Origin of the sequence: Pantoea vagans (assembly GCF_001506165.1) — a bacterium.
Lineage (GTDB): Bacteria > Pseudomonadota > Gammaproteobacteria > Enterobacterales > Enterobacteriaceae > Pantoea > Pantoea vagans_C.
The window spans coordinates 2,190,533-2,213,613 of the sequence record NZ_CP011427.1; the positions used below are offsets into that span (position 1 = coordinate 2,190,533).

Annotated in this window: 25 protein-coding genes and 1 pseudogene; 13 read left to right on the forward strand and 13 right to left on the reverse strand. The window is 53.7% G+C overall.

All coding sequences use genetic code 11. The features are described 5' to 3' along the window. Positions 1–203 precede the first annotated feature (203 nt). From dtpA to gstA, 3 genes and pseudogenes are all read left to right on the forward strand, one after another. Positions 204–1,713 (forward strand): annotated as a pseudogene (gene dtpA / locus LK04_RS10160) (dipeptide/tripeptide permease DtpA). Positions 1,714–1,868: 155 nt separating this feature from the next. Continuing rightward, complete coding sequence (locus LK04_RS10165; protein WP_039336858.1) at positions 1,869–2,777, forward strand: LysR family transcriptional regulator; 909 nt, start codon at positions 1,869–1,871, stop codon at positions 2,775–2,777. A gap of 73 nt (positions 2,778–2,850) precedes the next feature. Further along, positions 2,851–3,456, forward strand: coding sequence for a glutathione transferase GstA (gene gstA / locus LK04_RS10170; RefSeq protein WP_197063381.1), 606 nt, complete (start codon positions 2,851–2,853; stop codon positions 3,454–3,456). 132 nt (positions 3,457–3,588) lie between these two features. Here the strand turns inward: gstA and LK04_RS10175 are convergent, their stop codons facing one another. The 6 genes from LK04_RS10175 to anmK all read right to left on the reverse strand — a co-directional run bounded on the left by LK04_RS10175 (position 3,589) and on the right by anmK (position 9,339). After that, positions 3,589–4,740 carry a DDE-type integrase/transposase/recombinase gene (locus tag LK04_RS10175; protein WP_059109794.1) on the reverse strand — a complete coding sequence of 384 codons (1,152 nt, stop codon included), beginning with the start codon at positions 4,738–4,740 and terminating at the stop codon, positions 3,589–3,591. A 137-nt stretch (positions 4,741–4,877) separates the two neighbouring features. Continuing rightward, the gene (gene pdxY / locus LK04_RS10180) at positions 4,878–5,738 is read right to left on the reverse strand and encodes a pyridoxal kinase PdxY (RefSeq protein WP_039334180.1); all 861 of its coding nucleotides are present in this window, start codon (positions 5,736–5,738) and stop codon (positions 4,878–4,880) included. Between the two features lie 54 nt (positions 5,739–5,792). After that, positions 5,793–7,067, reverse strand: coding sequence for a tyrosine--tRNA ligase (tyrS, locus tag LK04_RS10185; RefSeq protein ID WP_039334182.1), 1,275 nt, complete (start codon positions 7,065–7,067; stop codon positions 5,793–5,795). A 139-nt stretch (positions 7,068–7,206) separates the two neighbouring features. Beyond that, positions 7,207–7,863 carry a pyridoxamine 5'-phosphate oxidase gene (gene pdxH, locus LK04_RS10190; RefSeq protein ID WP_039334184.1) on the reverse strand — a complete coding sequence of 219 codons (657 nt, stop codon included), beginning with the start codon at positions 7,861–7,863 and terminating at the stop codon, positions 7,207–7,209. Between the two features lie 14 nt (positions 7,864–7,877). Further along, complete coding sequence (locus LK04_RS10195; RefSeq protein ID WP_039334186.1) at positions 7,878–8,207, reverse strand: MliC family protein; 330 nt, start codon at positions 8,205–8,207, stop codon at positions 7,878–7,880. 10 nt (positions 8,208–8,217) lie between these two features. Beyond that, positions 8,218–9,339, reverse strand: coding sequence for an anhydro-N-acetylmuramic acid kinase (gene anmK / locus LK04_RS10200; protein ID WP_039334188.1), 1,122 nt, complete (start codon positions 9,337–9,339; stop codon positions 8,218–8,220). Between the two features lie 285 nt (positions 9,340–9,624). Here anmK and slyB point away from each other — a divergent pair, with 285 nt between their 5' ends. Further along, positions 9,625–10,092, forward strand: a complete 468-nt coding sequence (gene slyB / locus LK04_RS10205) for an outer membrane lipoprotein SlyB (protein ID WP_039334190.1) — start codon at positions 9,625–9,627, stop codon at positions 10,090–10,092. 41 nt (positions 10,093–10,133) lie between these two features. On the opposite strand, the gene slyA is transcribed toward slyB, so the two are convergent. Beyond that, positions 10,134–10,571: a transcriptional regulator SlyA gene (slyA, locus tag LK04_RS10210; RefSeq protein ID WP_039334192.1), complete on the reverse strand. Its 438-nt coding sequence runs from the start codon at positions 10,569–10,571 to the stop codon at positions 10,134–10,136. A 152-nt stretch (positions 10,572–10,723) separates the two neighbouring features. Between slyA and LK04_RS10215 the strand changes: the two genes are divergently transcribed. From LK04_RS10215 to LK04_RS10225, 3 genes are read left to right on the forward strand one after another with little or no spacing between them, the layout of a single operon-like run. Beyond that, entirely contained in the window at positions 10,724–10,960 is a 237-nt protein-coding gene (locus LK04_RS10215) for a DUF1656 domain-containing protein (protein WP_039334194.1), read from the forward strand. Between the two features lie 6 nt (positions 10,961–10,966). Then, positions 10,967–11,824 (forward strand): HlyD family secretion protein, encoded by an 858-nt coding sequence (locus LK04_RS10220; RefSeq protein WP_039334196.1) that lies wholly within the window; start codon positions 10,967–10,969, stop codon positions 11,822–11,824. A 7-nt stretch (positions 11,825–11,831) separates the two neighbouring features. Next, positions 11,832–13,832 (forward strand): FUSC family protein, encoded by a 2,001-nt coding sequence (locus LK04_RS10225; RefSeq protein WP_059109795.1) that lies wholly within the window; start codon positions 11,832–11,834, stop codon positions 13,830–13,832. On the opposite strand, the gene LK04_RS10230 is transcribed toward LK04_RS10225, so the two are convergent. The 4 genes from LK04_RS10230 to LK04_RS10245 form a co-directional block, all read right to left on the reverse strand. Continuing rightward, entirely contained in the window at positions 13,833–14,300 is a 468-nt protein-coding gene (locus LK04_RS10230; protein ID WP_039335823.1) for a hypothetical protein, read from the reverse strand. Between the two features lie 131 nt (positions 14,301–14,431). After that, positions 14,432–14,950: a superoxide dismutase family protein gene (sodC, locus tag LK04_RS10235; protein ID WP_039335821.1), complete on the reverse strand. Its 519-nt coding sequence runs from the start codon at positions 14,948–14,950 to the stop codon at positions 14,432–14,434. A gap of 81 nt (positions 14,951–15,031) precedes the next feature. Then, positions 15,032–15,928, reverse strand: a complete 897-nt coding sequence (locus tag LK04_RS10240) for an aldo/keto reductase (RefSeq protein WP_039335818.1) — start codon at positions 15,926–15,928, stop codon at positions 15,032–15,034. 72 nt (positions 15,929–16,000) lie between these two features. Continuing rightward, the gene (locus tag LK04_RS10245) at positions 16,001–16,240 is read right to left on the reverse strand and encodes a DUF1289 domain-containing protein (protein ID WP_039335816.1); all 240 of its coding nucleotides are present in this window, start codon (positions 16,238–16,240) and stop codon (positions 16,001–16,003) included. Positions 16,241–16,468: 228 nt separating this feature from the next. Here LK04_RS10245 and eptA point away from each other — a divergent pair, with 228 nt between their 5' ends. From eptA to rnt, 5 genes are all read left to right on the forward strand, one after another. After that, positions 16,469–18,106: a phosphoethanolamine transferase EptA gene (eptA, locus tag LK04_RS10250; RefSeq protein WP_039335814.1), complete on the forward strand. Its 1,638-nt coding sequence runs from the start codon at positions 16,469–16,471 to the stop codon at positions 18,104–18,106. Positions 18,107–18,145: 39 nt separating this feature from the next. Next, complete coding sequence (locus LK04_RS10255) at positions 18,146–18,742, forward strand: TetR/AcrR family transcriptional regulator (protein ID WP_039335812.1); 597 nt, start codon at positions 18,146–18,148, stop codon at positions 18,740–18,742. A gap of 50 nt (positions 18,743–18,792) precedes the next feature. Beyond that, the gene (locus LK04_RS10260; protein WP_039335810.1) at positions 18,793–19,890 is read left to right on the forward strand and encodes an alkene reductase; all 1,098 of its coding nucleotides are present in this window, start codon (positions 18,793–18,795) and stop codon (positions 19,888–19,890) included. Between the two features lie 109 nt (positions 19,891–19,999). Beyond that, on the forward strand, positions 20,000–20,407 hold the full coding sequence (gene gloA / locus LK04_RS10265; RefSeq protein ID WP_034821634.1) for a lactoylglutathione lyase: 408 nt from the start codon (positions 20,000–20,002) through the stop codon (positions 20,405–20,407). Positions 20,408–20,515: 108 nt separating this feature from the next. Continuing rightward, on the forward strand, positions 20,516–21,184 hold the full coding sequence (rnt, locus tag LK04_RS10270; protein ID WP_039335807.1) for a ribonuclease T: 669 nt from the start codon (positions 20,516–20,518) through the stop codon (positions 21,182–21,184). Between the two features lie 42 nt (positions 21,185–21,226). On the opposite strand, the gene LK04_RS10275 is transcribed toward rnt, so the two are convergent. Beyond that, complete coding sequence (locus LK04_RS10275) at positions 21,227–21,562, reverse strand: Grx4 family monothiol glutaredoxin (protein ID WP_197063369.1); 336 nt, start codon at positions 21,560–21,562, stop codon at positions 21,227–21,229. A gap of 365 nt (positions 21,563–21,927) precedes the next feature. On the opposite strand from LK04_RS10275, the gene LK04_RS10280 reads away from it, so the two are divergent. Further along, complete coding sequence (locus LK04_RS10280; protein WP_039335803.1) at positions 21,928–22,716, forward strand: C40 family peptidase; 789 nt, start codon at positions 21,928–21,930, stop codon at positions 22,714–22,716. 66 nt (positions 22,717–22,782) lie between these two features. Here the strand turns inward: LK04_RS10280 and LK04_RS20550 are convergent, their stop codons facing one another. Further along, entirely contained in the window at positions 22,783–22,872 is a 90-nt protein-coding gene (locus tag LK04_RS20550) for a YnhF family membrane protein (protein WP_097119278.1), read from the reverse strand. Positions 22,873–23,081 lie beyond the last annotated feature (209 nt).

The window sequence follows — 23,081 nt, forward strand, 5'->3', positions numbered from 1 at the left end:
CACTGATTTACAACTTCTTATAACGGCATTAACCCTACCTGTTACAAGTATTTCAGCGTGCAGAAAATGCTTGCCCTGATGGCCTGATTCAGCCAAATTAGGCGCCGTTTTTCCTTTCTAATAACAATGTTGCGCGGGATGACTCAGCCCGACGCAGACTTAATTCCTGTCGTAAAACAGGCTATGTATAAACTGAGGTACACGTGTCAACTGCAAACAAACACACTGACGAGGCAGTAAGCCTCAACGCCTTCAAGCAACCGAAAGCGTTTTATCTGATCTTCTCCATCGAACTGTGGGAGCGTTTTGGCTACTACGGTCTGCAAGCCATCATGGCGGTTTACCTGGTGAAACAACTGGGGATGACCGAAGCGGACTCCATCACCCTGTTCACCTCTTTCAGCGCCTTGGTTTACGGTATGGTCGCCATCGGCGGCTGGTTGGGCGATAAAGTGTTGGGTACCAAACGTGTGATCGTTCTCGGCGTCATCGTACTGGCATTAGGCTATTCGCTGATTGCCTTCTCCGGCCACGATACCGCCATGGTGTACGCGGGTATGGCGACCATCGCCGTCGGTAGCGGCCTGTTTAAAGCGAACCCATCGTCTCTACTCTCAACGTGCTATGAGAAAGATGACCCGCGTATCGACGGTGCTTTCACCATGTTCTACATGTCGATCAATATCGGTTCGCTGTTCTCCATGATGCTGACTCCGTGGCTGGCTGCCCATTACGGCTGGGGCGCGGCCTTCTCGCTGTCGGTTGTTGGGCTGGTGATTACGCTACTGAACTTCCTGTTCTGCCAGCGTCTGGTGAAAAAACTACGGTTCTAAACCAGACTTCGCCCCGCTGAATGTCAGCAAGCTGCTGATGACGCTGGTTGCCGTGGTGGTCCTGATTGCCATCGCCGCCTGGCTGTTGCATCACCAGAGCATCGCGCGTATGGCGCTGGGCGTGATTGCCATCGGTATCGTGCTGGTGTTTGCCAAGGAAGCCTTTGCGCTGAGAGGAGCCGCACGTCGTAAAATGATCGTCGCCTTCCTGTTGATGCTGGAAGCGATTGTTTTCTTCGTGTTGTACATGCAGATGCCAACCTCGCTGAACTTCTTTGCCATCCGCAACGTTGAGCATGCGATTCTGGGTATCACCTTTGAGCCAGAGCAGTTCCAGGCGCTGAACCCGTTCTGGATCATGCTGGCGAGCCCGATTCTGGCTGCGGTTTATAACAAGCTGGGCGACAAACTGCCGATGCCACACAAATTCGCGATTGGTATGGTGTTGTGTTCTGCCGCCTTCCTGGTGTTGCCGTTTGGCGCCAAATTCGCTAACGATGCCGGTATCGTTTCAGTTAACTGGTTAATCATCAGTTATGCGCTGCAGAGTATTGGCGAGTTGATGATTTCGGGTCTGGGTCTGGCGATGGTTGCACAGCTGGTACCACAGCGTCTGATGGGCTTCATCATGGGTTCATGGTTCCTGACCACCGCTGGCGCAGCAATGATTGCCGGTAAAGTGGCCAACCTGATGGCAGTACCAAATGATGTGACTGACCCACATGCCTCGCTGGCTGTGTATAGCCACGTGTTCCAGCAGATTGGTATCGCTACAGGCGCTATCGCCATCCTGATGCTGATCACTGCGCCACTGCTGAATCGCATGACGCAAAATGATGCTACTCAACCGGAACTGAAAAGCGCTAACGCCAATCAGTAATAAGGTTTGAGACCAGAAAGCCGGGCAAATGCCCGGCTTTTTAACATCCCCCGCCTTTTCTTCCCGCTTCTTTAACGTTTCCTGCTACCAAAGCTTCGCTTTTTATCTCATTAAACGCATGATGACGGCACCCTGTTAACCGAGCTGGCATCATCATGGATAGGTTTGAAGAGCTACAGATTTTTGTCGCGGTGATTCAGCAAGGTAGCCTGGCAGGCGCTGCACGCCTTCTTCAGCGATCTCCTCCGGTGATCACGCGCACCTTGAATGCCCTGGAATCACGCTTCAGTACCACACTGATTGAGCGTACCACCCGTCAGTTGGCACCCACTGAAGCCGGCTGGCAGCTGTTTGAACAGGCGCAACAGTTGCTGAGTGATTATCAAAAGGCGCTGGATAGCGCGCACCACAGCGGCTTACAGGGGCTGTTACGCATCACCGCGCCCGTTCCTTTTGGTCGCCTCCACGTGATGCCACTGGTGAATGCGTTTCTGCAGCAGCATCCGGAGATGCAAATCGAAGTGGTGCTCAGCGACAGCTATCAGGATCTGATTGAAAACGGGCTGGATATCGCCCTGCGCATAGGTGAGCTGCAGGACTCCTCAATGGTGGCGCGCCAGGTAGGGAGCGTGCGTTCTACGCTAGTCGCCAGTCCCGATTATTTACAGCGGGCCGGTGTGCCCACTCATCCAGCTGAACTTCAGCAACATGCGCTGATCACCAGCTTGCGCCACACGCGAGAGTGGCGCTTCGCCCACGATCTCCGGGTGAGAATTTTCCCCCGTTTACGTGTTAATGATATTGCCAGCCAGCTGGAAACACTGCGCGGCGGCCAGGGCATCGGACGTTTGCTCTCTTATCAGGTACTGGATGACGTGCATGACGGAAAGCTGGTCCGTTTATTACCTGAGTGGGAACCCGCGCCCTTGCCGGTCCAACTGGTGGCGCAGCGCGTGAAGAATATGACACCCAAGGTCCGTCAATTTTGGGATTTTGCCCTTGAGCAGTTGCCTTCGCTTCCCTGCTTCACGGCAGAAAAGCGCAACCCAGACGGTGATTCCTGATCGCTGTCACTGGTAAAATTTTTTTGCAGATTTATGCTGTTTCGATCACTACAACACTCCAGGAGAAGCCATGATGAAACTCTATTGCAAGCCCGGTGCCTGTTCGCTGTCACCGCACATCGTTGCGCGTGAATGCGGGCTGGACTTTACGCAGGTGAATGTCGATCTGCAGAAGAAAGTCACCGAGTTGGGAGAAGATTACTGGCAGATTAACCCGAAAGGACAGGTTCCCGCGCTGCAGTTTGATGATGGTAGTTTGCTGACCGAAGGCGTGGCGATTGTGCAGTATCTGGCGGATCTCAAACCGGATCGTAATCTGCTGGCACCCACCGGTAGCCTGACACGCTATCACACGCTGGAATGGCTGAGTTTTGTCAGCAGTGAGCTGCACAAAACTTTCTCTCCACTGTTCCGTCCGGACACGCCAGAAGAGTACAAAGCGATTGTCCGTGCGCAGCTTGAGAAGAAATATCAGGCGGTGAATGCAGCGCTGGAAGATAAGCAGTGGCTGATGGGCCTGCGTTATACCGTTGCCGATGTGTATCTGTTCGTGGTGACACGCTGGGCAAAAGCCATCAAGCTGGATCTGAGTGGGCTGGATGCGCTGGAAGCGTGGTTTAACCGGATCGCTGAACGTCCTGCAGTGCAGGCAGCGTTGAAAGCGGAAGGACTGTCTTAAGGGCTCGCGTTTTGGTCGCCATCAATGGCGACCTTAGAATGAGTTCATATTGTCGTTGTAGGGTGCGCATTCAGGTACAACCGGGCACATGGGTAACAGATCAGACCGGGCACATAGGTAACACTTTTGTGCTCAGTCGATTCGAATAATACTTTTTTCTGCCCGGTCATAATACGCCAGTATCACCCTGTCGAAGAGGATGACGTCAACTCCGTCATCCACTTCCAGGAACCTCACGTACTCACCCCGTAATGCCGAACTCAGGAACGTGCGCCCGTTCAGGCTCAGGTCACCTTTTTCTCCGACTTTATATAGCTTTGCCCCCTCCGGATAGTTCACCTCAGGCACTTTTCCATCCCAACTTCGCGGTGAGGGCACCCATATTTTTGCGGGCGGTACCTGTCCATGAGCCTCATGCGGCTTCTCCCGATTGAACTCATTACGCCATCCGTTACACCACACCCGTTGTTCCGACAGCGAGCCAAACACATCATGGTGGCTCATCGCGGTCTTCATCGAGAGATGCATGCGCTCGTGACGGGCATTTTGCCCCGGACATCCCGGCGTGGTTCTTTCTGTTTTAATACCCAACTTCATCAGCCACACGCTCCACTGTGTCAGCGCCAGGATGCCCGGCGCGACGAAGGGAGAGCCGTTATCGGTGCGGATAATGTCGGGGAGTCCACCTTCGCGGAAGGCGGCTTCCATACAGCCACGCACGAATGTCGTGGTCTCTGACGTGCCGGGCTCACAGCACAGGAGGTAGCGGCTGTGGTTGTCGGTGAGGGTGAACGGGCGGCACCAGCTGCCGTCTTTCAGGCGAAAGCGGCCCTTAAAGTCAGCGCTCCAGACGTGATTATTCCTGTTCGCATCGGTGAGTTCGTTCAGATTTCCCGGCGTACGCTTGCGCCTTATCCGTGGAGAAACCAGCCCTTCTTCTTTCAAAAGGTCCCCTATCGTGCTGGCCGCGGGAACGATGAAGTCAGCGTTGTTATTGAGGAACCAGTGGCGAATTTTTTTAGGCCCCCAGTCGGGATGCTGCTGGCGAAAGAGGACGAGTTGTCCGGCGATATCCGGAGGGATTTTTTCTGGCTGCGTGAGACGGGCACGGGAGCGATTTTCAACAGAGGAGAGCTCTTCAGCATTAAATCGCTTAAGCCATTTATAGCCGGTTTTTCGACTAATGCCGTGAAGGTGGCAAAGCTCGGTCATGGATTTCTCGCCTGCCTGACAGGCGAGGATGAAATGAAGGCGTTGCATGGTAACAGTCTCAGTCCAGGGCATAGTGAGTCTCCTCTGCTATACCAATTTATAACTGTTACCCATGTGCCCGGTCTAAAGTGTTACCTATGTGCCCGGTTTGCACCTTCATGCGCACCGATATAAGCGCTCAAGTGGCTGTTATAACCCCAAGGCCGCCCTTACAGCTTTTCTGCGGCGAAATGCTGGGTTGGCTGGGCAATCGCATCCTGTGCTGCCACCAGCTGCAGCTCGTACTCACCCATTTCATGGGTTTTCAGCATCACTTCATATACCGCTGCCGTCACGTGTTCCAGCGCATCCTGCAGTGATTTACCGTGCAGCAAGTCGACCAACAGCAGACCACTGGTGAGGTCGCCCACACCGACCGGTTGGCGCACACCAAAATCCACCAGCGGGCGACTGATGTGCCAGCACTCGTCAGCCGTCACCAGCAGCATTTCAAAGCGGTCACTTCGACGTCCGGCGCGTGCCAGATGTTTCACTAGCACCACTTTCGGGCCTTGTGCGACTAATGCACGAGCCGCCACCACCGCTTGATCAACGTTGGCGATTTCATGGCCGCTGAGCATTTCAAGTTCCAGCAGGTTTGGTGCGATGATATCGCTGGCGGGCATCGCCATCTTGCAGTGGAACTCCGCAACGCCTGGCGCCACGATACAGCCTTTCTCAGGATGCCCCATCACCGGATCGCAGAAGAACCAGGCATTCGGGTTGGCCACTTTTACCTGGCGCACGATCTCTAAAATTTGCTCGCCCTGCTCCGCAGAACCTAAATAACCACTCAGCACCGCATCACAGGTCTTCAGGCGATCGATCGCCGCAATACCTTTGACGATATCCGTCAGATGGGTAGCGGGCATCACGGTGCCGGTCCAGTGACCGTATTGCGTGTGATTCGAGAACTGAACCGTGTTCAACGGCCAAACGTTTGCGCCCATGCGACGCATTGGGAATTCGGCGGCGCTGTTACCAGCGTGGCCGTAAACCACATGAGACTGGATTGCGAGGATATTTTTCATTATTGCCCTGTACTGCCTTGCCATAAAAAAGGGCCGGAAACCGGCCCTCGAACCTTACTGCCAGTTTATCAGGCAGTAGTGTTTTTTACCGCGACGCAACAGCGTAAAGCGACCAAACAGTTTGTCACTCTCGCTGAAACGATACTCGGCATCAGATTGTTTTTCACCGTTCAGAGACACCGCGTTAGAGCCGATCATGGTGCGCGCCTGCCCGCGTGAAGGCACCAGTTCAGCGGCAACCAGCGCCTGCTGCAGATCGTCATCGGCGGTCAGATTGATCACCGGCATACCGTCCTGCGCTAACTGCTCGAAGTCCGCTTCGGTCATCTCACTCAGGCTGCCAGAGAACAGGCTTTCAGTAATGCGTTTCGCTGCTGTCAGACCCGCTTCGCCATGTACCAGACGCGTCACCTGCTCTGCCAACACATACTGGGCGCGTGGCGCTTTACCGCTGTTTTTATCTTCTTCTTCCAGCGCATTGATCTCTTCAATGCTCATGAAGGTGAAGAACTTCAGGAAGCGATAGACGTCAGAATCCGCGGTATTAATCCAGAACTGGTAGAACTTGTACGGGCTGGTTTTCTTGGCATCGAGCCAGACCGCGCCACCTTCGGTTTTACCGAACTTGGTGCCGTCTGATTTGGTGATCAGAGGAACCGTCAGGCCCCAGGCTTGCTGTTGATGCAGACGACGAGTTAAGTCGATACCCGAAGTGATGTTGCCCCACTGATCGGAACCGCCAATCTGCAGCACCACGTCATAACGCTTGTTCAGTTCTGCAAAATCGTAACCCTGCAGCAGGTTGTAAGAGAACTCGGTGTATGAAATACCCTGATCTTCACGGTTCAGACGCTGTTTTACCGCTTCGCGGTTAATCATCTGGTTAACAGAGAAGTGTTTGCCGATGTCGCGCAGGAAGGTCAGCACATTCATGCCGCCGAACCAGTCGTAGTTATTGGCCGCGATGGCGCTGTTATCACCGCAATCGAAGTTAAGGAAAGGCGCCACCTGGTGACGAATTTTCTCAACCCATTCGCCCACGGTATCGGTGGTGTTGAGTTTACGTTCTGCTGCTTTAAAGCTGGGGTCGCCAATCAGACCGGTGGCACCACCCACCAGCGCGACCGGCTTGTGTCCGGCGTCCTGAAAACGTTTCAGGCAGAGCAGCGGCACCAGATGGCCCAAATGCAAGCTATCAGCGGTCGGATCGAATCCGCAATAGAGTGCAATTGGCCCTTGCGCCAGTCGCTCTGCTAACGCTTCCTCGTCCGTTACCTGGGCGACTAAGCCCCTTTCTTGCAATTGTTGTATCAGGTTACTGCTGGTCATCACTGACTCCAAATTGATCAGACTGCACCTAGGCTGGTACACAGCTTTCCGCTGAGATGCGGATACGAAAAAAAAGAGGCGTATAGCATAAAGCGCTGACGCCAACTGCGCCAGCGTTGATAGGGGGTAAAACGCAGTTTTAAGGCGCTAAGCGGTCAATCGTCCAGCCGTTGCCTTCACGTTGGTAGAGGAAGCGATCGTGCAGACGGTGTTCTCCCCCCTGCCAGAACTCCATGGTGTGGAATTTGACACGGTATCCACCCCAGAAACTGGGCAGCGGCACCTCACCTTGCTGGAACTTCTGCTTCAGTTCCAGGAACTTGCCCTCCAGCACACCGCGCGCCGAGATACGGCTCGACTGCTTTGAAACCCAGGCGCCAATCTGGCTGTCACGCGGGCGGCTGCTGAAGTATTTCAGCACTTCCAAGGGCGTCAGTTTCTCCACTTCTCCCAGCACCATCACCTGGCGCTCAAGATAGTGCCATGGGAAGTGCAGCGAGATGCGAGGGTTATCCGCCAATTGCATCGCTTTACGGCTGCCGAGATTGGTGTAAAACACCATTCCCCGATCGTCATAGTGCTTGAGCAGCACAATGCGCTGATAGGGTTGCCCATTGCTGTCCACCGTGGCCACCGTCATGGCCGTAGGATCGGGCAACTGCGCAACACACGCCTGCTTTAACCACTGTTCAAACAGTGCCAGAGGCGTGTCTGGCAGATCATTACGTCGCAGCCCGCCGCGGGTGTATTCACGACGCAGATGGGCAATATTTTGCAAGCTGTCACTGTCGCTCATGCTGGTTCTCTTGGTTACTGGGCGGACGCATCCGCATGTTGCAATTCACAGTCATTAATCACGATTTTGTCATTACGCTCAACAAAAGCGCCGTTGCCTTTTGACCAGAAGACATAGGTCCCGTCACTGTAACGCGCCCCTGACGCTGACACGGTTTGCGTTAACGTCAGCGGCTTGCCATCCAGAATAAAGCTAACCTGCTGCTTTGGATTGTCCAGCGTGACCGTCAGGGGCAAAGTGCCGCACTGATAACGTAACGTCTGAGGTGCCTGTTCCTGTTTGTGCAGCATACCGCAGCCACTCAACATCACCAGACTTCCCACTAAAATAACGATTTTTTTCATCTTTCACTCCTTAACGTGTTGGTCGGGTATTGGCGGGATAGATCGCGCCCAACACACTCATTTCCCGCGCACCCGTCACCGCAGGCAAATTGCCCGGCAGGCCCGATAATGTGCGATAGGCCAGCCAGGCAAACGCCAGCGCTTCCATATCATCACCGCGTATACCCGCCGCATCGGTGGTACCCACTTCCGTACCGGGCAGATGCGCAGCCAGACGCGCCATCAGCAACGGATTTCGTCCGCCTCCCCCGCACACCAGTAGACGATCGCAGCCATCATTCAGTTGCACCTGCTGCGCGATAGTGAGCGCGGTCAGTTCACTGAGTGTGGCTTGCACATCCTGGGGTGCCAGCGCAGGGAAACGCTGCAGTTGCCGTTCGACCCAACCGAGGTTGAAGTATTCGCGACCGGTGCTTTTTGGCGGCGGCAGGGCAAACCAAGGATCATTTAACATCTCTTCCAACAGTGCGGGAACCACCTGTCCGCTGCGCGCCCAATCCGCATCTTTATCGTAGGCTAACCCTTTGTGGCGCCAAATCCAGGCATCAATCAGCATATTACCTGGCCCGGTATCGAATCCGCGCACCGGCTGACCGGGAATCAGTAAGGATAAATTGGCGATGCCACCAATATTCAATACCATGCGCCGCTCAACGCTATCCATTAACAGTGCCTGATGGAAAGCAGGTACCAAGGGTGCGCCCTGCCCACCTAACGCCATATCACGGCGGCGGAAATCACCAATCACCGTGACACCTGTTGCAGCGGCTATCTGATTGCTATCGCCGATTTGCAGCGTATTGGGTGCGTCACTTTGCGGTTCGTGCCACACCGTTTGGCCGTGGCAACCAATCGCCATAATGTCACTGGCCTCCAGCGACTCTTGCTGCATCAGGGTTAATACCGCTTCAGCAAACAGCTTGCCCAAGCGGGTATCGAGTTGCCCAAGCTGGGACAAGGTGAGTGACTGGCCCTGACAAATCGCCAACACCTGCTGGCGGATCTCTTGCGGCATCGGGTGGCAATAGCTGGCCTGTTGCGCGACCATGTGCTGATCAATAGCCGCCAGCACCACATCCACGCCATCGAGGCTGGTGCCGGACATCACGCCGATATAGCGTCCTGATTTCATAGCGGTTCCTTACCCACACGCGAGTCTGTGATTCATCTTTGTTTAGCCTGGCAAAATAACGCGGCTAATTCTATGATAAAATTCCGCTTTTCAACTTCGCGACACACTCCTGTTCAGCGCTAAAATATTTTCAGCACGAAATTGAATTTTTGTTGAGGGGCAATGGTCTATCCTCTGCTTCAGCCGCGTAATATTTGGACATAGAGTCAATTGCCAGCTTTCTGTCTTATACTCTTGCAGTAGAGGACGAGAACATGGCGTTTTTTTGCATTAAGGAGCTTTCTGATGATTAAGCGTTTTGTAGCCGTGGCACTCACCGGCCTGACGCTGGCAGGTTGTGTCAGCAACGATACCCTTTCCGGTGATGTGTATAGCGCCAGCGAAGCCAAACAAGTACAAAGTGTTTCTTACGGCACCCTGGTGTCGGTTCGCCCGGTTAAAATCCAGGGCGGGGATGAGAATAACGTGATTGGTGCGATTGGCGGTGCCGTGCTGGGTGGTTTCCTCGGTAACACCATTGGCGGCGGCACCGGTCGTAGCCTGGCAACCGCCGGCGGTGCGGTACTTGGCGGCGTGGCCGGTCAAGGCGTTCAGGGTGCGGTGAACAAATCTGATGGCGTTGAGCTGGAAATCCGTAAAGATGATGGCAACACCATCATGGTGGTGCAGAAGCAGGCCGCAAGCCGCTATTCCGTGGGCCAGCGTGTCGTGATGGCTTCCAATGGCAGCCAGGTGACCGTTTCACCACGCTAAGCGAACAGATAAAAAAAACCGACGCCAGCGCGTCGGTTTTTTTATTTCTCCCGGTTTTGTAACTCGAGAATATTTTTTTCCAGTCGAGCAATCAGCGTTACCATCTGATTGATCTCCTCCAGGCTGATGCCGGAGAGGATGTCATCCCGTGTGGCATCAATTACGCTCTCGACCTGTTCGATAATCGGTTCAGCCTGCTTGGTCAGCTTAATGCGCTTGGCACGACGATCGTTGGCGCAAGTTGCACGGGTGATTAACCCTTTATCTTCGAGCTGATCCAGCGTGCGCACCAATGAAGGCTGCTCAATGCCGATGGCCTTCGCCAGTTGGATCTGTGACTGCTCTGGCGGGAGTTGATGAATATTGTGTAACGTCACCCAATGCGTTTGTGTTAACTCAAGCGGCTTCAAACGCTGGTCGATCAAGGCGCGCCAAATGCGTACCAGGCGAGACAGGTCTGTTCCGAGGGGCGTATCCATTTCATCTCCTTATAATTAGCTTGCTAGCTATCAAGCCAGATTTTACACTATTCTGCGAGTTTACAGGACAAATTACAAATCTCAGGCCAGACGGCACGCTCTCTTCTACGCTTCTTTGAGAGAGAACCTGGGACAAAGAAGGATGATGACACGTGTCCATAACCGCACTTTCCGCCACCGCTCCGCTTACCGACCTGGTTTTCGGTGCTTCGCTGTTCTTTCCGCCGCTGTTCAAAGCTGTGCTGTTGGGTTTCTTCTTCTGGTTACTGATTCACCCATTGCTACGCGGCTGGATTTACTCTGGCGACATCTGGCATCCCACCTTGATGGATCTTTCCCTATTCGTTTTGTGCGTCACTGGCGCACTGTGGATACTGAGCCTCGGATAAATCACCATGAAATTCAACCCTTTTAAATACTTTTCCACCCTGGTGGTGTTTGCCCTGGCCCTGATTGCCGGTTGGTGGATGTGGAATTACTACATGCAGTCCCCCTGGACGCGTGATGGCAAAGTGCGCGCGGAACTGGTGGATATCACCCCGGAAGTGTCTGGCCGCATCATTGAACTCGCCGTCCGCGATAACCAGTTTGTGCACAAAGGTGACACCTTACTGAAGATCGATCCCGTGCCATGGCAAATTGCGCTGGATAATGCCGACGCGCAGTTGGCCAAGGCACAATCTGACCTGGCCAAAGCCCAGCATGAGGCCAATCGTCGAGCCAGTCTGCCGCGTAACGTCATCTCAGCAGAGGATATGGATGCCGCACGCCTGACAGCCAACGCCGCGGCAGCCACCACCAAAGCGGCCCAGGCCAGCCTCGATCAGGCGCGTTGGAATCTGCAGCAAACCACCATTACTGCACCGACTGACGGGTGGATCAGTAATCTCACACTGCGCCCAGGCAATTACGCCACGGCAGGCACACCGCTGTTCGCTATGGTAGATAGCCACTCTTATTACGTGATGGGTTATTTCGAAGAGACCAAATTGCGCCATATCCAACCGGGTGCGCAAGCGGACATCGTGCTTTACAGCAATGGCACAAGGTTGCAGGGTAAAGTGGAGAGTATTGGCCGGGCGATTTACGATCAAAGCGTCTCGACAGACAGCGGGCTGGTCCCCGATATCAAGCCCAACGTGCCTTGGGTACGTCTGGCACAGCGCGTACCGGTGCGGATTCGCTTAGACGCCATTCCCGATGACGTGCCGCTGGTAGCGGGCACCACTTGCACCATATCGATTGCGCACTGAGGTCAGGATGAATTTGCAGTGGCTGGCTTGGCAAAACCTCCCGTGGATTAAGGCAACCGGCGGTGAATGGCGCTATGCCTTGCGCAATGCCATCGCCATGTGTCTGGCGCTGACTATCGCCTATGCCCTTCAACTCGACGAGCCTTACTGGGCCATGACCTCGGCCGCGGTTGTCAGCTTTCCCACGGTGGGAGGCGCCATCAGCAAAAGTTTGGGGCGCATCGTCGGCAGTCTGCTCGGCGCTACGGCCGCCCTGCTGATTGCGGGCCATACCTTAAACGAGCCCTGGCTGTTTGCCTTCTTTATGGCCGGTTGGCTGGCTTTCTGCACCTGGATTGCCAACCACTATCAAAATAATGTCGCCTACGCTTTTTCTCTTGCCGGATACACCGCCGCCATTATTGCCTTCAGTAGCGTGAATATCACTGACGTCACTCAGCTGTGGGATATCACCCAGGCGCGGGTGTGCGAGGTGATTTCGGGCATTCTTTGCGCCGGGCTGATGATGATGATTTTGCCCAGCACCTCCGATGGCAACACCTTAATGACCTCGCTGCGTCAGATGCATGCACGTCTGCTCGACCACGCGGTGCTGCTGTTACAGGAGAGCAGTACTGACAATGTGCGTACCGCGCATGAAAATGTCATTAGCCAGATTTTGACCATGAACCTGCTGCGTATTCAGGCGTTCTGGAGCCATTACCGCTATCGACGCCAAAACAATGTGCTCAACTATGTCCTGCATCAGCAGTTGCGCCTCACCAGCGTGCTCTCCAGCCTGCGCCGCATGCTGCTTAACTGGCCCGATGCTCCGCCAGAACTGTATAACGCCATTCAGCAGTTGTTGCATGAGTTGGCACTGCCACAGTGCGACAAATATCGCCTGGCGCTGATTTTACGCAGCATTACCCCTGAAGCGACGGGCGATTTTCGCCAACGTGCGTTTGTACAGCGCCTGCGCTATTTCTGCTGGGTCTATCTCAACGTTAATCGCTGGATACGCCTGATAGAACGCGCCGATGCCGATACCCGTTTTCAACCACCTTATGCCCCCTCGCTAGCCCGCGAGAGTGACAGTGCTGAAGCCGGCTGGAGCGCGTTGCGCACCTTCAGTGTGATCATGCTGGGCTGCGCCTTCTGGATTGGCACCCAATGGGATGCTGGTGCCGCGGCATTAACGCTCACCGCCATTGCCTGCGTGCTTTACTCCTCTGCGCCCTCACCCAGTGGCAGCGTGTCGTTGTTACTCAAAACCTTGTTATGGCTGTCGCTGTTTAGTTTTTTGCTGCAGTTTGGTCTGATGGTGCAAATCAGCGCCTTATGGCAATTCCTGCTGGTGCTGTTTCCACTGCTGATCACCTTGCAACTTTTCAAATTGCAGCAGAAAAAACGCGCCGGAATGTGGGGCCAGTTTATTGTCTTCATGGGGTCTTTTATTGCGGTAACGAACCCGCCGGACTGGGATTACCAAAGCTTCCTCAACGATAACCTGGCAAAAGTGTGCGGCGTCATGCTGGCGTGGATGGCCTTCCAGGTGTTGCGCCCGAGTTCGGATGCTCGTCGCAGCCGTCGCCATATCCGCGCGTTACGTCATGCCTTTCTCGACCAACTGCGTCGACATCCGCGATTAAGTGAAAGTCATTTTGAATCGCAGATTTATCATCACATCAGCCAGTTGAGCAATAGCCGGGATGAACAGGCACGTGTCTGGCTGCTGCGCTGGGGCGTGGTGTTGCTCAACTGTTCCCATATCGTCTGGCAACTGCGTGAATGGCAGCCCGCCTCCGCCACGCTGGCCCAGGTGCGAGACAGCAGTTTGCAAGATCTGCAACGGATTATGAGCCTGCGCGGAGTGCGTCACACCTCCTTGCAGGCCACACTGGATGAGCTGGAAGCCATGATTTCACAACTGCAAACACAGCCAGACAGTGAAGCCAGCACCCTCGCCGGAATTTTATGGCGCTTGCGCTGCTCTCTGGCTCAGTTAAGCCAGGCGGTACCGGATTGATTACTGGCAGTATTGCGTCATCTGACGATCAAAATCGTCCTGCAGTTGCTGCAAGGTTTTGTGCCCCTCAAAACGGGTTTTGTCCTGATCGGTCATCGGTTCAATCACCAGCGCTTTTTCTTCTGATGAGTAGATAAAGCGGCGATTGAGGGTGGTGCCAGTGAAACTTTTGCCTTGTATACCGCCACAGACGGTGGTCAGGGCACGGTGGAAGATTTCGGTGTGAGTGAAGTTGGTCTCGGTGGCGCTACGCAACACATTCTGGCAGCCTTTGGCCTCCAATTGCTCAAGGGTGCGCGGCGTCAACCATTCTCGTCCACGGGCGATGCTCTCACAGCTGCCACGCAGTGGATTGGTGTCGATGGTGCGCTGTAACTGCCGACTGGCGTCCAACCTCAGCTGTGTCTCATTAGGTTGGTCACACCCTGCCAGCAAAAAACATAACAGCAAAATCCCACGCGTTTTCATTCCAGCCCCTGAGCGGTTTTATTCCTGAATCAACATCATAGGATGGATAGGGCGCAGAGTGTAGCGGGAAAGTGGTGCAGAATTTTTCGAGGCGAAGAGAGAAAGGCGACAGATTATCTGCCGCCTGGCGATTAAATCACACCACAGGCAAAACGCGCACCGCCGCCGCCCAATGGTTGCGGATGATCGGCATGGTTATCGCCCCCCACATGCACCATCAACGCTTTGCCTCTAATTTCACTGAGCATTTTAATGCGCGGGGCGACCACCGGATAATCTGCCTTGCCATCATCGGTGACGAAAATAGCGGGCAGATCACCCAGATGCCCGTCAGCGTAAGGCCCCAGATGTTTCCCGCTGTTCTGCGGATCAAAATGTCCACCAGCGGCTCCCGCAGCAACGGCTTTTCCTTCAATCGTTGCCGGTTCACAACTGCCTTTGGCATGGACGTGGAAACCATGTATACCCGGTTTGAGTCCGGTTAACGCGGGCGCGAACTGCAGGCCATACGGGGTTTCACTGATTGTCACCTTGCCAATCGCCGCGCCAATACCTTGCGCGGTCACTTCATGCAGCGTGACCTCTTCAGAAGCGGCCTGCGCTGCCGTAGCACAGGCCAGTGCCACAGCGGCAATGAGGATTTTCTTCATAACGTCTCCTTACGGTTAAGATGCCCATTAATCCTAAACTGGAATGCGCCGGGCTGCCGTAATTTGACTTAGTTTTACGTTTCAGGGCACATCATAACCGATTGCCGCTTTGCGTATGCGGAACCACTGCTGACGATCCAACGTCAGATTACAGGCACCCACCGCGTCTGCCACGCGCGTCGCTTTACCCGACCCGATAATCGGCAATGGACGGCTAGGGAGCTTCATCACCCACGCATACACCACCTGCTCAATGCTGCTGGCGCCCGTTTCGCGCTTCACCTGTTCGAGTTCGTCGCGCAGCGGTTGATAAAGGGGATCATTAAACAGACGCCCGCCGCCGAGGCATGACCACGCCATCGGGCGCATGCGCTGCTGCTGACACTGGTCCAGCGTGCCATCAAGAATGCTGGATTGTTCCAGCGGAGAGATCTCAAGCTGATTGGTCACCAGGCTAAACGGCAGGCGTGATTGCAACAGCTTGAACTGCGAAGCGGTGAAATTAGACACACCAAAATGACGCACTTTGCCGCTCTGATGCAGATCCATAAAGGCTTCAGCAATTTCATCCGCGTCCATCAACGGATCAGGACGATGAATCAGCAGCAGGTCCAGATAATCGGTGTTGAAATGCTGCAGCGAGTTTTCAGCGCTGTGCAGTATATGGCTGGCTTCAGTGATGTAGTGCCCAATTTTGTGCTCTGGTTTGGCGCGAGTGGCAATACCGCATTTGGTCACGATCTGCAGTTTTTCACGCAGTCCCGGCGCCAGACGCAGTGCGGCACCAAATGCCGCCTCACAGCCGTAATCACCATAAATATCGGCGTGATCGACAGTAGTGATACCCAATGACAGGTGATGTTCAATAAAGCCTACCACCTGTTGCGGTGTCATCCCCCACTCCAACAGGCGCCAGTAGCCGACAATCAGCGGCGAAAACAGGGGGCCCTGTGGGGCGATAGTTTGCTGTTGTAACATCGATACACTCCCTTAAATACGAATCCGGATCGTCAGGTCGGGAGTATAACGGAAAGACCAATCGTCGTTTTCTTAAAACAGCGACGGTTGTTCCGGATCATGATTTTCATCCACTTTTTGCTGGCGATGTAGACGCAACCAGCGCTGACGGCATAGACGCAACACATCGCGTTTCTCAGCATCCGTGAACTTCATCCAGTTAAAACGCTCCTCACGGCTACGCAGGCAACCGCGGCAATAGCCCCGCGCATCGCTTTGGCAAATTCCGCGGCAGGGGCTGGGAACCGGAAAGAACTCTAATTGCTCGGCCACATCTACTCCAGTGTTAACCACACACGCCTTATTGATAACAGCTTAGTCACATTGTGCAAAGTGCAAACGCCATTTGTCGACATTTCAATCGAATCCTCTGGCGGTAATGGATATTTACCAATGATCGCTGCACGTAAACCTTTAGATCAGTAGTGTTTAGTGAACGTTAAGGTTTTCCTCATATTGAATTCATACGATTGTCACATTCCATTTTGCTATTGAGTTTTCATGAAATTCCCGAACAAGCCACAGTGCCATGCCAGTCGCTTTAATCTGATTGCCGCCCTGTTCTTTACTTTCGTTCTCAACGCCCTGTTTCTGCTGCGGGCCTGGGAGATCATCCCTTATGATCGCCTGCATGATTATCTGTTCGCGGCCAGTATTCCCGTGGTGCTGGCATCTGCTTTCTATTTAATATTCTCGTTGCTGGCGTGGCCCTATGTTCGCAAGCCATTACTGATCGCTTTAGTGCTGGTCAGTGCTGCGGCCAATTACTTCATGCACAACTTCGGCACGGTGATCGACACCAACATGATTGAAAACGTGTTTGAGTCCGATGCACAAGAGGCCGGGGCCCTGATCAGCAGCAGTTATGTGGTGTGGATGGTGTTGATGGGACTCGTGCCCGTCGCGGCGATCTGTCTGGTGCGGATTAAAACGGGACAGCGCTGGTGGTGGAGCCTGTTGCAACGTCTTGCGGGTGCGCTGGGCGCCATCTTGCTTATCCTGTTGATGGCGGTGCTGTTCTATAAAGACTACGCCTCACTGATCCGCAACAATAAAGGGCTGGTGAAAATGATCACCCCGGCTAACATTGTCAGCGGCACCGGTCACTACGTCGACCAGCGCTATCTGCAAGGCAGCCAGGCACTGGTGAAATTGGGCCAGGATGCGAAGAAAGGCCCGCTGATCGCACAAGCCCAGAAGAAAACGCTGGTGGTGTTGGTGGTGGGCGAAACCGGCCGTGCAGAGAATTTCTCACTGGGCGGCTACGCGCGCGAAACCAACCCAGAACTGAAAAAACAGCAGGTTATCTACTATCCTGATGCCAGCTCCTGCGGTACCGAGACCGCGATTTCAGTGCCTTGCATGTTCTCAAATATGCCGCGCGAACACTACGATGCCAATCTGGCGCATCATCAGGAAGGCGTGCTGGATATCCTTGCCCACGCGGGTGTCAGCGTGCTGTGGCGTGAAAACGACGGTGGCTGTAAAGGTGCCTGCGACCGCGTCCCGCACACCGATATGACACAGTGGAAATTGCCGCAATATTGCCACGACGGTTTCTGCCTGGATGATGTGCTGCTGCACCGTTTCGATAATTACGTAGACAGCCTGCATAACGACGGCATCATTGTGTTGCATCAGATGGGCAGCCATGGTCCGGCCTATTTCCAGCGCTATCCAGCGGCATTCCGACGTTTCACACCAACCTGCGACAGTAATCAGATTCAGGATTGCGATCATCAGGCGCTGGTCAACACCTATGACAATTCGCTGCTGTACACCGACGATATGGTGAGTCGCACGATTGATAAACTCAAAGCCTTAAGCGATCGCTTCAACGTGGCGTTGGTGTATCTCTCCGATCACGGTGAATCCCTTGGCGAGCACGGCATGTATCTGCACGGCGCACCTTATCTGTTTGCTCCTTCACAACAGACGCACATTCCCTTGCTGATGTGGATGTCACCGGGTTACGCCGCGGCCTATCATATTGATGAGTCATGTTTACGCCAGCAGGCTGCGAGTGAAAAAGTGTCGCAAGATAATCTTTTCCATACGGTTTTAGGCATGTTCAACGTCCAGACAAGCGAGTATCAACCGCAGTTGGATATGATCAGATCGTGCCAACATGTTGGATAAGGTTTGCATTAGACCGACCGGTCTAATAACCTGCTGCCCATGAACAAGACTGTGCAACGCAACGAAACCCGTGAACATCTGCTCGCTACTGGCGAGCAGGTTTGCCTGCAACGCGGTTTTACCGGAATGGGCCTGAGCGAGATGCTGGCGCTGGCGGAAGTGCCGAAAGGATCGTTTTATCACTACTTCCGCTCAAAAGAAGCTTTCGGTGTCGCGCTGCTGGAGCGCTATTTCGTTAACTATCTGCAGCAGGTTGAGCAGCAACTGAATCAGCCCGGTATCCCCGCGCGTGAACGACTGCTCAATCACTTCCGCTATGGCGAAACCTTGTTCGTCGAACAGGGCCATATCGTCGGCTGCCTTGGCGTGAAGTTATCAGCAGAAGTGTGCGACCTCTCTGAGCCGATGCGTGATGCGCTGCAACATGGCGCAACCGCGATGATTGCGGCTTATGCGCGCTGTTTGACCGAAGTCGCAGCTGAACAGGCTCTACCTTTCGGGCAAACGCCGCAGCAACTGGCGCAACGTTGCTATTTGCTGTGGCTCGGTGCCAGTCTACAGAGCAAAATTTCCCGTGAGCCAGGCCCGATTAGCCTGGCACTCGAAACCATCGAACAGTGGCTAACTGGCTACTGATTTTTAAAAACCGTAGTTTCTAGACGACCGGTCTACTTACAGGAGTCATCATGGCGAGTAAACAGCTGTTCTCCCCGCTTAAAGTAGGTGCGATTACCGTACCTAACCGCGTATTTATGGCCCCGCTGACGCGTCTGCGCAGCATTGAGCCGGGCGATATTCCGACCCCGCTGATGGCTGAGTACTACCAGCAGCGTGCCAGCGCCGGTTTAATCATCACCGAAGCCACGCAGATTTCTTTCCAGGCGAAAGGCTACGCAGGCGCACCAGGTCTGCATACGCAACAACAAATTGCCGCGTGGAAAGTGGTCAACGAGAGCATTCATGCTGCCCATGGTCACAGTGCCGTTCAGCTGTGGCACACCGGACGTATTTCGCATAACAGCGTTCAACCAGAAGGCAAAGCACCGGTTGCCCCTTCCGCACTGGCAGCCGGTACCCGCACCTCACTGCGCGCCGCAGATGGTAGCGTCTATCGTGAAGATACTTCCCTGCCGCGTGAACTGAGCGTGGCGGAAATTCAGCAGATCGTAAAAGACTTTGGCCAGGCTGCGTCCAACGCGCGTGAAGCCGACTTCGATTTGCTGGAGCTGCACTCTGCGCACGGTTATTTGATGCACCAGTTCCTGGCGCCAGGTTCTAACCAGCGCACCGATGAATATGGCGGTTCCATCGAGAAGCGTGGCCGTTTCGCCTTAGAAGTGGTCGATGCGGCAATTGCCAACTGGTCTGCCGATCGTATCGGTATTCGCGTGTCACCGATTGGCGCGTTCCAGAATCTGGAAAATGGCCCGGATGAAGAAGAAGCGGCGCTGTGGTATATCGCCGAACTGGGTAAACGCGGCCTCGCGTATTTGCACCTTTCTGAGCCAGACTGGGCCGGTGGTCAGCCCTACAGCGACGCCTTCCGTGAGAAAGTGCGCGCGATCTTCCCAGGCGTGATCATTGGTGCCGGTGCGTATACCGTTGAGAAAGCGGATGACCTGATTGCTCGCGGCCTGATCGATGCCGTGGCCTTTGGTCGCGACTTTATCGCTAACCCTGATTTGGTGGCTCGCCTGCAACAAGACGCCCCGCTGAATCCGCAGCGTCCGGAAAGTTTCTACGGTGGCGGCGCAGAAGGCTACACTGATTATCCAACCCTGTAAGAATCAAGCTGCCGCACCGGATGTGCGGCAGTGCTGTTTCTTCAGGGCGTTAACTGGCTATACTTGATAGTCTTTGTCATTCCCTGATGACTTTTAAAAAGAGGATGTTATGCGTTTACTTCACACCATGTTACGTGTTGGCGATCTGCAACGCTCAATCGATTTCTACACCCGCGTGCTGGGCATGCGCGTGCTGCGCCAGAGCGAAAACACCGAATACAAATACACCCTGGCATTTGTTGGCTACACCGAAGAGAGTGAAGGCGCGGTGATTGAGCTGACGTACAACTGGGGCGTGGATAAATACGATCTGGGCAATGCCTATGGTCATATTGCACTGGGCGTAGATAACGTGGCGGAAACCTGCGAGCGCATTCGCAGCGTGGGCGGTAACGTCACCCGTGAAGCGGGCCCGGTCAAAGGTGGCACCACCATTATTGCGTTTGTTGAAGATCCCGATGGCTACAAAATCGAGCTGATCGAAAACAAACATGCCGGTCACGGCCTCGGTCACTAGTCCCGTTTGTCAGCCTGCTAATTTGCGGGCTGACCTCCCTCTCCTGCTGCACCCCGCTGTATTTTTTGCCATAATGCGCGCTGCCCCATTTCCAGCTATGAGATCCTGATGTCTGATTCGAACGCCTTAAACGCTCTCCATCAACGTTTCCGTGGTTTTTATCCTGTGGTAATTGATGTCGAAACCGCGGGTTTTAACGCACAAACCGATGCGCTGCTAGAGATTGCAGCCACCACGCTCAAGATGGATGAAGATGGCTGGTTACACCGTGATGAAACCCTGCATTTTCACGTGGAGCCGTTCGAAGGCGCGATTCTCAATCCGGCAGCACTGGCCTTTACCGGCATTGACCCGACCAATCCATTACGCGGTGCGGTGAGTGAATATGAAGCGCTGCATGCGATATTTAAAATGGTGCGTAAAGGCACCAAAGATCACGGCTGTAATCGTGCCATTATTGTGGCGCACAACGCCACTTTCGATCTCAACTTCGTGATGGCCGCTGCCGAGCGCGCCAGCCTGAAGCGCAATCCCTTCCATCCGTTTGCCACTTTTGATACGGCAGCGTTGAGTGGTTTAGTGTTGGGTCAGACCGTTCTGGCTAAAGCCTGTAAGGCTGCGGGGATGGATTTCGATAGCACACAGGCCCACTCCGCACTGTACGACACCGAGCAAACAGCAACGCTGTTTTGTGAACTGGTGAATCGTTGGAAACGTTTGGGCGGCTGGCCGCTGGCGTTTAATGATGAGCAGCCAGAAGACGACGCATCGGCCTGATCAGCAGCCAAAGAAAAGGCCGACATTTGTCGGCCTTTTCACTTATTCCGCTTCTTTATACTTCTCAGCGGTTTCTTTCAGCAGCGGCTGGAGTTCGCCACGCTGGAACATCTCGACGATGATGTCGCAACCGCCGACCAGCTCACCATCCACCCACAGCTGCGGGAAGGTTGGCCAGTTAGCGATTTTTGGCAATTCGGCACGGATATCCGGGTTCTGCAGAATATCGACGTAGGCGAAGCGCTCACCACAGGCCGAGAGTGCCTGCACAGCTTGCGCAGAGAAACCGCAGCTAGGCAGTTTCGGGGAACCTTTCATGTACAGCAGGATTGGGTTTTCTGCGATCTGGCGCTGAATTTTTTCAACAGTACTCATTATTGCCTTCCTTAAAGCATCACTTCGTGTTTGTTTATTGTAGCGACTTCAGGCCTGCACTGAAAACGGGATTTTGCGTTCGCGACCTGCGAATCGCCATGTTTGTTAAGTCCCGCCAACTTCAATAACAATTTCATATCATTAAAAGGCATGAACAAATTAATAATTAGCAATAGTTTCGCTGCGTTAACCAGCTGAAATTGCTCATTAAGGCGACAGAATAAGCCGTGTAACAGATTAATAGAAAAAGGCCTTACCTTTTGGAAAAAAAGTGGATTAGAATCACTTCGGCGCTGATCGTTGATCAGATTTCTCTTACGTAGCCGCGGCCTGTTTTTTTATCAGACTGCTTAACCTGTAACCGGACTATGCGTTTACTGATTACGCTTATCATACTGGCTTTCGCCCAACTGTTCGTTAATGTGGCCTCTGCTTCACCGCATGCGCCTGTTAACGCCAGTTTGCATAATGCTGAGAAAAAAAGCGCGCGCGAAGATGAGCGCCGCAAGCGACGTCCGGTGAAAACCACGGCTAAAAAGTCTCGCCTGTCTACTACGGTGCAAAAACTCAAGCTGAAGAAGCAAAGCAAGACAGAAACCGCGCTGCACAAAACCACCCGTAAGAAATCCCTGCTGAAATCGCCAGCAAAGAAATATGGCCATCAACGCTTAGCCAAAAAAACGCGTGAAGTCGATGATGAAGCGCTGGAGCTGACCGGCATTCGCATGAGCAAATCACACCGCCAGCGTTATCAAAAGGCGCGTGAAACAGCGATGACCAAATTGATGGGCCAGTTGGGCAAACCTTATCAGTGGGGTGGCACCTCGCCGAATACAGGTTTCGACTGCAGTGGTCTGGTGTGGTACGCCTACAAAGATTTAGTCAAATACAAATTCCCGCGCACTGCGAATGAGATGTATCACTTGCATGATGCCGCGCCGATTAAGCGTCAGATGCTCGAAAAAGGCGATTTAGTCTTCTTCCGTATTAATAATCGTGGCACTGCCGATCACGTAGGTGTCTACCTTGGTAACGGTAAATTTATTCAGTCACCGCGGACCGGTAAAGACATTCAGATTAGTGCGTTGGGTGAGGATTACTGGGAGAAGCATTATGTTGGTGCACGCCGCATGATGACGCCGAAAACCATTCGTTAGTCGTTGCGCAACGTATAAAAAAAGCCGGATGCTTTCACAGCACCGGCTTTTTTTATACGCTTTTGTTTAATGCAGGATGGCCGTAAAGCTGAACGCAATAATCATTAACAGTGCGCCAACCGTGGTCATCAGGGCCAGCTTCAGATCTGTACTCATCACTACTCCTTAGTCACACTTTTATTAGGGTTAAAACAATTTTCGCACAGCGTCAGGCAAAAATCTCGTGTTATCCGCGCCAGCTTGCTAGAATCGCCGCCTTTCGTTGCGCAACCCATTTTGCGCATGCTGTATTTACAGCCTGCTGAAGCGATTTTTCCTGCCTGAACAGGCAGCGTTGACCCAAATTTTCGGGTGCAAAACCCTTC

Excerpts from the sequence above, each read along its gene's own strand:
- LK04_RS10165 (WP_039336858.1), top strand. The coding sequence starts at position 1,869 with ATGGATAGGTTTGAAGAGCTACAGATTTTTGTCGCGGTGATTCAGCAA.
- gstA (WP_197063381.1), top strand. The coding sequence starts at position 2,851 with ATGAAACTCTATTGCAAGCCCGGTGCCTGTTCGCTGTCACCGCACATC.
- LK04_RS10175 (WP_059109794.1), bottom strand. The coding sequence starts at position 4,740 with ATGCCCTGGACTGAGACTGTTACCATGCAACGCCTTCATTTCATCCTC.
- pdxY (WP_039334180.1), bottom strand. The coding sequence starts at position 5,738 with ATGAAAAATATCCTCGCAATCCAGTCTCATGTGGTTTACGGCCACGCT.
- tyrS (WP_039334182.1), bottom strand. The coding sequence starts at position 7,067 with ATGACCAGCAGTAACCTGATACAACAATTGCAAGAAAGGGGCTTAGTC.
- pdxH (WP_039334184.1), bottom strand. The coding sequence starts at position 7,863 with ATGAGCGACAGTGACAGCTTGCAAAATATTGCCCATCTGCGTCGTGAA.
- LK04_RS10195 (WP_039334186.1), bottom strand. The coding sequence starts at position 8,207 with ATGAAAAAAATCGTTATTTTAGTGGGAAGTCTGGTGATGTTGAGTGGC.
- anmK (WP_039334188.1), bottom strand. The coding sequence starts at position 9,339 with ATGAAATCAGGACGCTATATCGGCGTGATGTCCGGCACCAGCCTCGAT.
- slyB (WP_039334190.1), top strand. The coding sequence starts at position 9,625 with ATGATTAAGCGTTTTGTAGCCGTGGCACTCACCGGCCTGACGCTGGCA.
- slyA (WP_039334192.1), bottom strand. The coding sequence starts at position 10,571 with ATGGATACGCCCCTCGGAACAGACCTGTCTCGCCTGGTACGCATTTGG.
- LK04_RS10220 (WP_039334196.1), top strand. The coding sequence starts at position 10,967 with ATGAAATTCAACCCTTTTAAATACTTTTCCACCCTGGTGGTGTTTGCC.
- LK04_RS10225 (WP_059109795.1), top strand. The coding sequence starts at position 11,832 with ATGAATTTGCAGTGGCTGGCTTGGCAAAACCTCCCGTGGATTAAGGCA.
- LK04_RS10230 (WP_039335823.1), bottom strand. The coding sequence starts at position 14,300 with ATGAAAACGCGTGGGATTTTGCTGTTATGTTTTTTGCTGGCAGGGTGT.
- sodC (WP_039335821.1), bottom strand. The coding sequence starts at position 14,950 with ATGAAGAAAATCCTCATTGCCGCTGTGGCACTGGCCTGTGCTACGGCA.
- LK04_RS10240 (WP_039335818.1), bottom strand. The coding sequence starts at position 15,928 with ATGTTACAACAGCAAACTATCGCCCCACAGGGCCCCCTGTTTTCGCCG.
- eptA (WP_039335814.1), top strand. The coding sequence starts at position 16,469 with ATGAAATTCCCGAACAAGCCACAGTGCCATGCCAGTCGCTTTAATCTG.
- LK04_RS10255 (WP_039335812.1), top strand. The coding sequence starts at position 18,146 with ATGAACAAGACTGTGCAACGCAACGAAACCCGTGAACATCTGCTCGCT.
- LK04_RS10260 (WP_039335810.1), top strand. The coding sequence starts at position 18,793 with ATGGCGAGTAAACAGCTGTTCTCCCCGCTTAAAGTAGGTGCGATTACC.
- gloA (WP_034821634.1), top strand. The coding sequence starts at position 20,000 with ATGCGTTTACTTCACACCATGTTACGTGTTGGCGATCTGCAACGCTCA.
- rnt (WP_039335807.1), top strand. The coding sequence starts at position 20,516 with ATGTCTGATTCGAACGCCTTAAACGCTCTCCATCAACGTTTCCGTGGT.
- LK04_RS10280 (WP_039335803.1), top strand. The coding sequence starts at position 21,928 with ATGCGTTTACTGATTACGCTTATCATACTGGCTTTCGCCCAACTGTTC.
- LK04_RS20550 (WP_097119278.1), bottom strand. The coding sequence starts at position 22,872 with ATGAGTACAGATCTGAAGCTGGCCCTGATGACCACGGTTGGCGCACTG.